11 protein-coding genes are annotated in these 11,178 nt (G+C 62.4%); 9 read left to right on the forward strand and 2 right to left on the reverse strand.

Annotated elements, in window-relative coordinates:
• Positions 1-3: 3 nt before the first annotated feature.
• The 5 genes from rnr to rpmG all read left to right on the forward strand — a co-directional run bounded on the left by rnr (position 4) and on the right by rpmG (position 4,970).
• Positions 4-2,355 (forward strand): ribonuclease R, encoded by a 2,352-nt coding sequence (rnr, locus tag D0Y60_RS20585; protein ID WP_117371829.1) that lies wholly within the window; start codon positions 4-6, stop codon positions 2,353-2,355.
• 26 nt (positions 2,356-2,381) lie between these two features.
• A complete protein-coding gene (locus D0Y60_RS20590; protein ID WP_117371830.1) occupies positions 2,382-2,855 on the forward strand; it encodes a DUF983 domain-containing protein in 474 nt (157 codons plus the stop codon).
• A complete protein-coding gene (locus tag D0Y60_RS20595) occupies positions 2,852-3,511 on the forward strand; it encodes an NUDIX hydrolase (protein WP_117371831.1) in 660 nt (219 codons plus the stop codon). Before D0Y60_RS20590 ends, D0Y60_RS20595 begins: the two co-directional genes overlap by 4 nt.
• A gap of 13 nt (positions 3,512-3,524) precedes the next feature.
• Entirely contained in the window at positions 3,525-4,709 is a 1,185-nt protein-coding gene (locus tag D0Y60_RS20600) for an MFS transporter (RefSeq protein ID WP_117371832.1), read from the forward strand.
• Positions 4,710-4,802: 93 nt separating this feature from the next.
• Entirely contained in the window at positions 4,803-4,970 is a 168-nt protein-coding gene (gene rpmG / locus D0Y60_RS20605; protein ID WP_003547442.1) for a 50S ribosomal protein L33, read from the forward strand.
• 696 nt (positions 4,971-5,666) lie between these two features.
• Here rpmG and D0Y60_RS20610 read toward each other — a convergent pair.
• Together D0Y60_RS20610 and D0Y60_RS20615 are read right to left on the reverse strand one after the other, a co-directional pair.
• Entirely contained in the window at positions 5,667-7,034 is a 1,368-nt protein-coding gene (locus D0Y60_RS20610; RefSeq protein ID WP_117371833.1) for a PleD family two-component system response regulator, read from the reverse strand.
• Positions 7,035-7,049: 15 nt separating this feature from the next.
• Entirely contained in the window at positions 7,050-7,421 is a 372-nt protein-coding gene (locus D0Y60_RS20615; RefSeq protein ID WP_010065708.1) for a response regulator, read from the reverse strand.
• A gap of 141 nt (positions 7,422-7,562) precedes the next feature.
• Between D0Y60_RS20615 and D0Y60_RS20620 the strand changes: the two genes are divergently transcribed.
• From D0Y60_RS20620 to D0Y60_RS20635, 4 genes are all read left to right on the forward strand, one after another.
• Positions 7,563-7,853 carry a DUF3572 domain-containing protein gene (locus D0Y60_RS20620; protein ID WP_117371834.1) on the forward strand — a complete coding sequence of 97 codons (291 nt, stop codon included), beginning with the start codon at positions 7,563-7,565 and terminating at the stop codon, positions 7,851-7,853.
• A 124-nt stretch (positions 7,854-7,977) separates the two neighbouring features.
• Complete coding sequence (locus tag D0Y60_RS20625; RefSeq protein WP_117371835.1) at positions 7,978-9,324, forward strand: DNA polymerase IV; 1,347 nt, start codon at positions 7,978-7,980, stop codon at positions 9,322-9,324.
• 131 nt (positions 9,325-9,455) lie between these two features.
• Positions 9,456-10,769, forward strand: coding sequence for a L,D-transpeptidase family protein (locus tag D0Y60_RS20630; protein ID WP_117371836.1), 1,314 nt, complete (start codon positions 9,456-9,458; stop codon positions 10,767-10,769).
• Complete coding sequence (locus D0Y60_RS20635) at positions 10,766-11,164, forward strand: hypothetical protein (protein ID WP_117371837.1); 399 nt, start codon at positions 10,766-10,768, stop codon at positions 11,162-11,164. Before D0Y60_RS20630 ends, D0Y60_RS20635 begins: the two co-directional genes overlap by 4 nt.
• Positions 11,165-11,178 lie beyond the last annotated feature (14 nt).

The following is an 11,178-nucleotide window of genomic DNA, read 5'->3' on the forward strand; positions in this document are numbered from 1 at the left end:
GATATGAGCAAGGAACCACGCAGCCGGGCAGGACAAACGAAACGGCCTGGCCGCGCGGGCCGTGAGGCAGCGTCTGCCAACGAGACGCCGATCATCCATGGCGCCATTCCGCCGCGCGACGTGTTGTTGCGCTTCATCGCGGAACACCCGGAACAGGCCTCCAAGCGCGAAATCTCCAAGGCCTTCGGCCTGAAGGGCGAAACGCGTGTGGAATTGAAGGCTCTGCTCAAATCCTTCGAAGAGGACGGCCTTCTCGAGAAGCGCCGCAAGTCGCTGGTGCGGCCCGGCGCGCTGCCCCCCGTCACCGTACTCGACATCACCACGCGCGACGTCGATGGCGAGCTGATCGGCCGTCCGGCGGAATGGCTTGACGATGCCGGCGTGGCTCCGGCGGTGCTCATTCGCCAGTCGAGTGGCGCGCGCAAGGACAAGGCGCCCGTCGCCGGTCTCGGCGATCGGGTTCTGGCAAAGATTTTCCCGGCCAAGGAGCGCGGCGGCCCGGCCTATACCGGCCGCGTCATCAAGGTTCTCGACAAGAAGAAGAATTCCGGCATGGGCGTGTTCCGCACCATGGCGGGCGGTGGCGGCCGCATCATGCCGATCGACCGCCGTGGCGACGAAATGGACGTCGATGCGGATTTCACGGCGGGTGCCAAGGACGGCGACCTCGTGGAGATCGATGTCGTGCGCATGGGCCGCTACGGCCTGCCGCGCGCGCAGGTCAAGAGCGTGGTCGGCTCCGTCGCCTCGGAAAAGGCGATCTCGATGATCGCCATTTACGCCCACGGCATTCCCCACATTTTCCCGGATGCGGTCATTCGCGAGGCGGAAGCCGCGGGTCCGGCGACCATGGCGCACCGCGAGGACTGGCGCAGCCTTCCCCTCATCACCATCGACCCGGCCGACGCCAAGGACCACGACGACGCCGTCTATGCCGAGCCGGACACCTCGCCGGACAATCCAGGCGGCGTGATCGTCACCGTGGCGATCGCCGATGTCAGCTATTATGTTCGCCCGAAATCGGCGCTCGACCGCGAGGCGCAGAAGCGCGGCAACTCGGTCTATTTCCCGGATCGCGTCGTGCCCATGCTGCCAGAGCGCATCTCCAACGATCTCTGCTCGCTCAAGGAAGGCGTCGACCGGCCGGCGCTCGCCGTGCGCATGGTCTTTTCGCATGACGGCCGCAAGGCCAGCCACACCTTCCACCGCATCATGATGAAGAGCGCGGCAAAGCTCTCCTACCAGCAGGCGCAGGCGGCCATCGACGGTGCGCCCGACGACAAGACCGGCCCGATCCTCGAAACGATCCTGAAGCCGCTCTGGCAGGCCTACAAGATCATGACGGTCGGCCGTAACCGCCGTCAGCCGCTCGAACTCGACATGCCCGAGCGCAAGATCCTGCTGAAGCCCGACGGCACCGTGGATCGGGTTTTCATCCCGCCACGGCTCGATGCGCACAAGCTCATCGAGGAGATGATGATCCAGGCCAACGTCGCGGCCGCCGAGACGCTGGAGAAAAAGAAGCAGGCTCTGATCTACCGCGTGCACGACGCACCGTCGCTCGCCAAGCAGGAAGTGCTGCGCGAGTTCCTGCAGACGCTCGACATATCCCTAGTCAAGGGCGGCAACATGCGCTCGAACCATTTCAATGGCATCCTCGCCAAGGTGGCGGACAAGCCGTTCCAGGAAATGGTCAACCAGATGGTGCTGCGTTCGCAGAGCCAGGCGATCTACAGCCCAGAAAATATCGGCCATTTCGGTCTGAACCTCATGAAATACGCCCACTTCACCTCGCCGATCCGCCGCTATGCGGACCTGATCGTGCATCGTGCGCTGGTGGGCTCGCTCGGACTTGGCGAAGGCGGCATCACGCCGGATGAGGAAGCCGTGTTCGACGATATCGCGGCCGAAATCTCGACCTTCGAGCGCCGCGCCATGGCGGCCGAGCGCGACACGGTCGACCGGCTGATCGCGCACCATCTCGCAGAGCGTGTCGGCGAGGAATTCGATGGCCGCGTCTCCGGCGTCACCAAGGCGGGACTTTTTGTCACCCTGCCCGAATATGGTGCCGACGGGTTCGTGCCTATATCTATGCTTGGACGCGACTATTATATCTACGACGAGGCGCATCAGGCTCTATCCGGTGAAAAGACCGGGCTCGGCTACCGCCTCGGCGATACGGTTCGCGTCAAGCTCGCCGAAGCGGTGCCGTTGGCCGGTTCGCTCCGGTTCGACATGATCAGCGAAGGACGCAAGATGCCGACGGCCGTGCGCTCCTTCCACAAGTCGGGCCGACGCAAGGGCGGCGAAACCCGGCGCCAGCCGGGCACGCGCCCGCCGCGCGGAAGACGCTGACGAGTTCCGGCAAGGAAGGACAGGATATGCACGCGAACGAGACCGACGGCAAAAGGCTGCATTTCGGCGATACCGCAAGCGGAAAGCCGGCGGATCGTCCGGTCGGCCGCGCCATCAAGCGCGGCATGCTGAACCATTGCCCGGCTTGCGGCACCGGCCGCCTGTTCAAGTCCTTCCTCAAGCCGGTCGAAAACTGCGCCGCCTGTGGCGAGGACTACACGCACCAGCGCGCCGACGACCTGCCACCCTATCTCGTCATCACCATCGTCGGCCATATCGTTCTCGGTGGCTACATGGCGACGGATCTCGTCTGGCCGCTCACCACCTGGCAGCATCTCGCCATCTGGGCGCCGATCACCATCATCCTCTCCCTGATAATGCTCCAACCCGTCAAAGGCGGTACGATCGGCCTGCAATGGGCGGTCAGGATGCATGGCTTCGGCGAAAAGCCCGATGCCGATGAGGATGCAACGCCCGCTTACCGCGATAAAACCGCATGACGCCTGTCCGTCCCGTCGACGCAGCCTCCATCCTGCTTCTCGACCGGTCGGGCGGGACGATACGGGTGCTGGTGGGCAAGCGCAGCAGCAGGCATGTCTTCATGCCCGACGTCTATGTCTTTCCCGGCGGCCGGCGTGATGCGGGCGACCGCCTCGTTTCCATCGCGAGCCCTCTGAACCCGCTGGCGCTGGAGCGCATGGCCGTGCGCGTGCCACGCTGTTCGGGCTCGCGGCTGCGTGCGCTCGCCGTCGCAGCGCTGAGGGAGCTTTACGAGGAGGCAGGGCTCAGCGTCGGCGCGCCGCTTGCCGACGTGCCCGAAGGCGGACTGCCGTTCCGTCCTGATCTCTCGAAGCTCCGTTTCCTGGCCCGCGCCATCACGCCCACCGGCATGGTGCGGCGCTTCGATACGCGCTTCTTCACGCTCTTTGCCGATGAGGCCGGCATCGACCCTTCCGGTGCTGCGGCCAGTCATGAGCTCGAGGATGTGCGCTGGGTGGATATTTTTGACCACACGGGCATCGAGATGCCCGACATAACCGTCTTGATCCTTGAAGAACTTCAAAAAAGCATTCAGGAAGACAAGTCTCTCCCCTTCGGAAGACCGGCGCCGCTCTATCGCAACAGGCACGGTCACTTCCTCCGGGACCTGCTTTAAGGGTCGATTACATATGACGCAGCCGCAATCGGGCACCTCCGGCCCGGTGGAGCACATCCACTGGCGATCGCTCATCGCAGCCGTCGCCGCCATTTCCGCCGTCGGGATCGCCATCGGGCTCGGTCTCCCGCTGCTTTCCATCATCATGGAAAAGCGCGGCATTTCCCCCACGATGATCGGCATCAACTCTGCCATGGCCGGTGTCGCCGCCATGGCCGCCGCGCCCTTCACCACGCGCCTGGCCCATGCCTGGGGCACATCGACGACGATGCTTCTGGCCATCCTGCTGTCGGCGATCAGCGGCCTCGGTTTCTATTATATCGAGAACTTCTGGCTGTGGTTTCCGCTCCGTCTCGTCTTCCACGGCGCGATCACCACGCTGTTCATCCTGTCAGAATTCTGGATCAACGCGGCAGCGCCGCCGCGCCGCCGCGGCCTGGTGCTCGGCATCTATGCGACGGTTCTGTCGCTCGGCTTCGCCACCGGTCCCCTGCTCTTCTCCATCCTCGGCAGCGACGGCGTGCGCCCCTTTGCCGTCGGCGCCCTGATCATCCTCGTCGCCGCCATTCCTATCTTCATCGCCCGCAGCGAGAGCCCCGTCATCGACGAGAAGCCGGAGCTGCATTTCATGCGCTACATCCTTCTCGTGCCCACGGCGACAGCCGCCGTTTTCATCTTCGGCGCCGTGGAAGTCGGAGGCCTGTCGCTCTTCCCGATCTATGCCACGCGGGCGGGCTTCAGCGAGCCGCAGGCGGCCCTGCTGCTCACGGTGATGGGCATCGGCAACATGGCTTTCCAGATCCCGCTGGGCATGATCTCCGACCGCATGAAGGACCGCAGGCGTCTTCTCACCATCATGGCAGTCATCGGCCTTGTGGGGGCTCTTTCGCTGCCCTGGGTGTCGCAGAACTGGCTTCTGATGGCCGTCGTGCTGCTCTTGTGGGGCGGCTGCGTTGCGGGCCTCTATACGGTCGGTCTCAGCCACCTCGGCTCGCGACTCGTCGGCGCGGATCTCGCGGCAGCCAATGCGGCCTTCATCTTCTGTTATGCCGTCGGCACGGTTGTCGGTCCCCAGGCGATCGGCGCGGCGATGGATGTGTCCGGCAATGACGGTTTTGCCTGGGCAATCGTTGCTTTCTTCGGCTTTTACCTCGTACTTTCCCTGGGCCGGATCGTTTTCCGACCGAAACGGGGTTGACTTTTCGGGCGCGATTTGTAGTTTCCGCCCAGATTTAAGCCGTGGAGCAGACTGGCTGTCCGCGGCTTCGTTTTTGATAAAGGCAGGACGACCATGGCCAAGGCTACCACCATCAAGATCAAGCTGCTGTCGACGGCCGACACCGGTTTCTTCTACGTAACGACGAAGAACAGCCGTACGATGACCGACAAGATGACCAAGACCAAGTACGATCCGGTCGCGAAGAAGCACGTCGAATTCAAGGAAACCAAGATCAAGTAATCTTGGGAGCCTTTTCAGGTTCGCAAAGGCGCTGGACGGAAACGTCCGGCGCCTTTCCTTTTTTAGACTTGCGAAATGCAACCTGGCCGCGGGGATAGAATCAAAAACGCCGCTCCCTTGCCGGGAGCGGCGTTGAATGGGGGTCGGTCAGTACGACGACGGCACGAGGATTCCGTATTTGTCGTAACCGACCGACCGACCCCACGACCCAGGAGATGCGGCGGACCTAGCATCATGGGGTAACCGGTTGTGCGGGCTTGTTTGCCGCCCATGAGTTGAGCATCGCGCCAAAACGAAAAAAAATCAACGAATTCTTAACGTTTCCGCCAAGACTCCTTGTCTCATAGTTAACCGCCGAGCGGCTGATTGTCTCAGCAAGCGGCATCTACGTTATAGAAGATAACAGTAAGCTCGCCCCAGCAAAGCAACCATTGCGCGCACTTAATACAACCTTAAAAAATAGACGCAACTTCGCAAGGCGTGAGTACATTTTGTACAACCCGTTGAAATCCATCGGAAAAGTAAATCGTACGATTTATAGCCAAATTTGACCACACGGGCCACAGTATGAACCCTCGATTTGGTTCATGTCCGGAAAAATCTTCTGAGGGACAAGCGCCCTAAAAATTAGGCACTTGCCCGAAAAGCGTTTGAGCCTGTGGAAAAAGCGTAGGCGGAAGTCAGTTCGGATGTGGCTCAGGCCGCAGCGGCCACAACGCGGTTGCGACCGGAGCGTTTGGCTTCGTAAAGCGCGGTATCGGCGCGCTTCAGTAAGCTGTCCGGGCTATCGCCGGCTGGCAGGACGGAAGCGGTGCCCATCGAGGCGGTAATCGGCAACAGGACATCCGTGCCCGGAATGCGGAACGGCTCGAGTTCGACGATCGTGCGGAGGCGCTCCGCCACCCCAGCCGCCATTTCCGGCGTCGTGTCCGGCATCACGAGCACGAACTCCTCCCCGCCATAGCGGCAGGCGAGATCGGCGCCGCGCACGGCCGAGCGCACACGGTTGGCGAATTCGCGCAGTACCGCGTCGCCGGCATCATGGCCATAGGTGTCGTTGACCAGCTTGAAACGGTCGATATCCGTAATGCAGACCGAGAGCGGCCGGGCACGCGCCGTCGCACGGTCGATCAGCAGCTTCATGTGGTTGTCGAGATAGCGGCGGTTGTGCAGCCCCGTCAGGCCGTCCGTCACGGCAAGCTCTATCGTCTGGCGCACACTCGCGCGCAGACGGTCGTTACAGCGCTTGCGGCGGATCTGGGTGAGGCTGCGGGCTATCAGCTCGTTGGGGTCGATCGGCCGGATCAGGTAATCCGTGACGCCGAGATCGAGCGCGCGCACAACCATGTCGTCGTCGCCCTGCTCGGCGATCAGCAGGATCGGCAGGAAGCGCGTGCGCTCCAGCGACCGTAACTGCGAGCAAAGGCGCAGCGGGTCGTAATCCGTGAAATTGGCGTTGACGATGACAAGCTCGTAATTGCTCTCGGCCGCCTGGAATAGCGCCGCCTGCGGATCGGACATGCAGGTGACTTCGGCGATGGGCTTCAGGGCACGCGCAACACGCTCCTGCGAGCTCGCACGGCCGTCGACCAACAGAATGTCGCCCGGCTCGTCGCCGAGATTGCTGTCCAGCCCGTCTTCCATCGAGATGGCGCGGGCGGTCGTTGCGCGCATGCGCAGTTCATCCGTCAGCGTCTTGAGGCGAACGAGGCTTTTCACCCGCGACATCAGCTGCAGGTCGTTGACCGGCTTGGTGAGAAAATCGTCGGCACCGGCCTTCAGGCCGCGCACGCGGTCGGACGGCTGGTCGAGCGCCGTGACCATGACAACGGGAATATGGGCAGTGCGCGGATTGGCCTTCAACCGCTCGCACACTTCGAAACCATCGATGCCGGGCATCATAATGTCGAGCAGGATGAGGTCGACCTGGGTACGCTCGCAGATCGATAGCGCCTCATACCCGTTTTCGGCCGTCAGCACGTCGAAGTACTCCGCGAGCAGCCGCGCTTCAAGCAGCTTCACGTTGGCCGGAATATCATCGACGACGAGGATGCGTGCTGTCATGGTCGCGCCCCTGCCTCACGCGTCGCCGAGATAGGTTTTGATCGTCTCGATGAATTTCGGCACGGAAATCGGCTTGGAGACATAGGCCTCGCAACCGCCCTGCCGGATGCGCTCCTCGTCGCCCTTCATCGCAAAGGCCGTAACCGCGATGACAGGGATCACGTGAAGCTCGTCGTCCTCTTTCAGCCACTTCGTGACTTCAAGGCCGGAGACCTCCGGAAGCTGGATATCCATCAAAATCAGATCGGGGCGATATTTGCGGGCAAGATCAAGGGCTTCCATACCGTTCCGGGTCTGGATGGTCGTGTAGCCGGACGCCTCGATAAGGTCCCGGAAGAGCTTCATGTTGAGCTCGTTGTCCTCGACAATCATGACCTGCTTGGGCATCGTAAGTCCCTGTTCCTCTGACCGGCCTTGCAACCCATCGGAAGATGGATAAGTTGCGGCAAAGCCGAAATCACCCAGCCTGACCGCAGCCACGTTAGCGTCACTTGGTTGATTAAAAGGTAAATTTCCCGAGGGAAAAGAATGAAAAGCCAAAAAGATACACTTGCGGCAGAGGCTGCGGAGGCAACTGCCGTCACCATTCTCGGCTGGCTTGCCGGCGAGCCGGAACTTCTATCGCGTTTCCTGGCGCTGACGGGTGTCTCACCGTCCGAAGTGCGTACAGCCGTCAAAGATACCGGCTTCCTCGCGGGCATCGTCGATTTCCTGATGAGCCACGAGCCGGATCTGCTGGCTTTCTGCGACGCGACCGGCACCAAACCGGAAGCAGTCGTGCACGCCCATGCGGTACTGTCAGGCCCCGCCGACTGGTGAGTCGGCAGCGGCAGACAGCGTTCCCGCGCCTGTCTGTGTACGGTCATGCATTACACTCCGGGCGACACTTGAGACTCGTGAATTTAGGCACTAATGTCGCGATGTTCAATGTTTGTTCCTAAAGATGCGTACTGCCGCACCACACTTTCCGGGCTTCTGTCGCGACTGCCTGACCGGGCAGAAGGCGGACCTGCGCCGCTGCAGCGCCTGCGGCAGCCCGCGCCTCATCTATCATGACGAACTCTACGACCTGACGCTGGCGCATATCGACTGCGACGCCTTTTATGCCGCCGTCGAAAAGCGCGACAATCCCGAGCTTGCCGACAAACCGGTTATCATCGGTGGTGGCAAGCGCGGCGTCGTTTCCACCGCCTGTTACGTGGCCCGCATCCACGGCGTGCGTTCGGCAATGCCGATGTTCAAGGCACTGGAGGCCTGCCCCAATGCCATCGTCATTCCGCCGGACATGGAAAAATACGTCAAGGTCGGCCGCGAGGTACGCACCATGATGCAGGAGCTGACCCCGCTGGTGCAGCCACTGTCCATCGACGAGGCCTTTCTGGAACTGAGGGGTACGGAACGCCTGCACCACGATCCCCCTGCCCGCGTGCTCGCCCGCTTCGTCCAGCGCGTGGAAAAGGAGATAGGCATCACCATTTCCGTCGGTCTCTCCTACTGCAAATTTCTCGCCAAGGTCGCCTCCGATCTTAACAAGCCGCGCGGTTTCTCCGTCATCGGCGAGAAGGAAGCATTGGATTTCCTTAAAGATAAACCGGTGCGCCTCATCTGGGGCGTCGGAAAGACCTTTGCGGAGACGCTGGAGCGCGACGGCATCCGCAGCGTCGGCCAGCTCCAGACCATGGAAGAGACCGACCTGATGCGCCGCTACGGCGTGATGGGCAAGCGGCTATTCAACCTCTCGCGCGGCCAGGACGACCGCGAGGTCCACCTGAACGACGCCGCAAAGAGCGTTTCGTCCGAAACCACGTTCTTCGATGATCTCTCCGGCTATGACGAACTCGTCGCGCATCTGCGCCGTCTCAGCGAAAAGGTTGCCGCGCGGCTACGCAAATCCGGCATCGCCGGCCATACCGTCGTGCTCAAGCTGAAGACCGCCGACTTCAAGAGCCGCACGCGCAACCGCAAGCTCGAAGACCCGACCATGCTCGCCGACCGCATCTTCCGCACCGGCATCGAGCTTTTGCGCAAGGAGACCGACGGCACGAAATACCGCCTGATTGGCATCGGCGTCACGGATCTCACCGATCCCGGCCGCGCCGACCCGCCCGATCTCGTCGATCCCGCCGCCGGCCGCCGTGCCGCCGCCGAAGCGGCGATGAACATTCTGCGCGACAAATTCGGCAAGGCGAGTGTCGAGACCGGCTATACATTCGGCAAATCCGGCCCCGACCGCTTTCACGGAAAGTTGACTTTCAAGACGGCCGGAAAAATCGACGACCCCACCGAATAAATCCCGGCAAACCGGCGTTCTTCCCTGCATCGGGTTGGCACAGATCGGGGGATCGGCCGGGTGCATCAAGCCTTCCTTAAATCAGATGCACTAGGCTTGCCGTCGGTTTGTATTGCGTACGGATGGGTAACATGAAGTTTCGCCTGGCGACTGGTATGAGCATACTTGGCCTGCTGTTGAGCTGCGGTACCGCGCTTGCGGGCACGCTCGAAGGGCCGTTGCAGATCATCGTGTCGAAGGATCTGCAGGAACTGAAGATCTACGATGGCGGCGTGGTCGTCGCCACTTCGCATGTGTCCACCGGCAAGGCCGGCCATTCGACGCCGACGGGCATCTTCTCGATCCTGGAGAAGAAGCGCACGCATTTCTCCAATATCTATGACAGCGCGCCGATGCCCTTCATGCAGCGGCTCACCTGGTCGGGCATCGCGCTGCACGCCTCCAACAGTGTGCCGTCCTATCCCGCCTCGCACGGCTGCGTGCGCCTGCCGAACGCCTTTGCCAAGACGCTGTTCAGCGTGACGCGGCGCGGCGGCCATGTGCTGATCACCGACCGCGAGATCGTGCCGCAGGAAATCGTTCATGCGGCGCTGTTCAAGCCCGTCGTCGTGGTGCCGGATACACCGCTTCTCTCCCAGGCGGGTCTGCGGCCCGGCCTGATCGAGGCCGGCGACAAGGCCGTCGAGGTCGCGATGACCGATCCCAAGCCGGAAATCCTCACGCCGGCCGTACAGAAGACCGAGCAGGACCCGATCCGCATCCTCGTCACCCGCCGCGGCGACCGCGAGATGATGATCGACCTCCAGACGCTGCTGACCTCGCTCGGTTATGACGCCGGGATACCGGACGGACTGCACGGCAAGCAGACCGTCATCGCCATTCGCGCCTTCCAGCTTGCCGAAGGCCTGAAGGAAGACGGCATGGTGACGCCCGAACTCGTCGCCGCCGTCTACGCCAAAGCCGGCAAGGGCGCGCCGCCGAACGGCCAGATCCTCGTGCGCCAGAAATTCAAGCCGCTGGTCGAGGCCGCCATCACCATCCGCAACCCGGAAATCGCGCTCGGCACCCATTTCCTGCTCGCCCGCGACGTCGATAGCGACAAGGGCAAGGCGGACTGGTTCGGCGTCAGCGTCGACAACCAGCTCTCGCCCACTACGCTGAAGCGCCTCGGCATCACCACCGAAGCCGACGCCACGCAGCCGGACGCGCTGGCGAAGACGCTCGACCGGCTGGACATCCCCGCCGACACGCGCCTGCGTATCTCCGAGCTGATGGGCGAAGGCGCCTCGCTGTCGATCTCCGACACCGGCCTTGGCCCGGAAACCGGTGACGGCACGGACTTCATCACCGTGACGCGCAAGGTGCAGCAGAAGGCCGATGCCTCGGCGGTGCAGGGCACCAAGAAAAGGAAGAAAAAGACGTCATCGATCACGGTCGTGAATTGACGGAGCAGACGGCCGTTTGTTTCCAGGTCGAGGAGGTCTTCGCCGAAGAGAATGACCTTCTCGTCCTGTCTCTCGCCTTCGCCTCTCCGGAGGACCCGCTCGACATCGTCCATATCGCCTGCGGACGTGCGCGAAGCGGCTCAAGCCCGCCGCCGGCCGAAGACCTGCTCTATGTGGAACGCACCGACCGGGAACTCGCCTGCGACGGCCGCGACGTGCTGTGTCTTGCCGACAGGATCGAACTCGGCTCACGCAAGCCGGCGGCCGACGCGTTGAGGTTGCCGGCCCACACTCACACTTTGTTCCGGTTCGATAAATCCAGCTCTGCTCGGCGAAGCGATCACCGTCCTGACTGCCATGGTCATGGCGGGGCAAACACAGGTCGCCATCAATGACGCGCTGAAGCTTT

This window comes from Shinella sp. WSJ-2, from assembly GCF_003432075.1.
GTDB lineage: Bacteria > Pseudomonadota > Alphaproteobacteria > Rhizobiales > Rhizobiaceae > Shinella.

Excerpts from the sequence above, each read along its gene's own strand:
- rnr (WP_117371829.1), top strand. The coding sequence starts at position 4 with ATGAGCAAGGAACCACGCAGCCGGGCAGGACAAACGAAACGGCCTGGC.
- D0Y60_RS20590 (WP_117371830.1), top strand. The coding sequence starts at position 2,382 with ATGCACGCGAACGAGACCGACGGCAAAAGGCTGCATTTCGGCGATACC.
- D0Y60_RS20595 (WP_117371831.1), top strand. The coding sequence starts at position 2,852 with ATGACGCCTGTCCGTCCCGTCGACGCAGCCTCCATCCTGCTTCTCGAC.
- D0Y60_RS20600 (WP_117371832.1), top strand. The coding sequence starts at position 3,525 with ATGACGCAGCCGCAATCGGGCACCTCCGGCCCGGTGGAGCACATCCAC.
- rpmG (WP_003547442.1), top strand. The coding sequence starts at position 4,803 with ATGGCCAAGGCTACCACCATCAAGATCAAGCTGCTGTCGACGGCCGAC.
- D0Y60_RS20610 (WP_117371833.1), bottom strand. The coding sequence starts at position 7,034 with ATGACAGCACGCATCCTCGTCGTCGATGATATTCCGGCCAACGTGAAG.
- D0Y60_RS20615 (WP_010065708.1), bottom strand. The coding sequence starts at position 7,421 with ATGCCCAAGCAGGTCATGATTGTCGAGGACAACGAGCTCAACATGAAG.
- D0Y60_RS20620 (WP_117371834.1), top strand. The coding sequence starts at position 7,563 with ATGAAAAGCCAAAAAGATACACTTGCGGCAGAGGCTGCGGAGGCAACT.
- D0Y60_RS20625 (WP_117371835.1), top strand. The coding sequence starts at position 7,978 with ATGCGTACTGCCGCACCACACTTTCCGGGCTTCTGTCGCGACTGCCTG.
- D0Y60_RS20630 (WP_117371836.1), top strand. The coding sequence starts at position 9,456 with ATGAAGTTTCGCCTGGCGACTGGTATGAGCATACTTGGCCTGCTGTTG.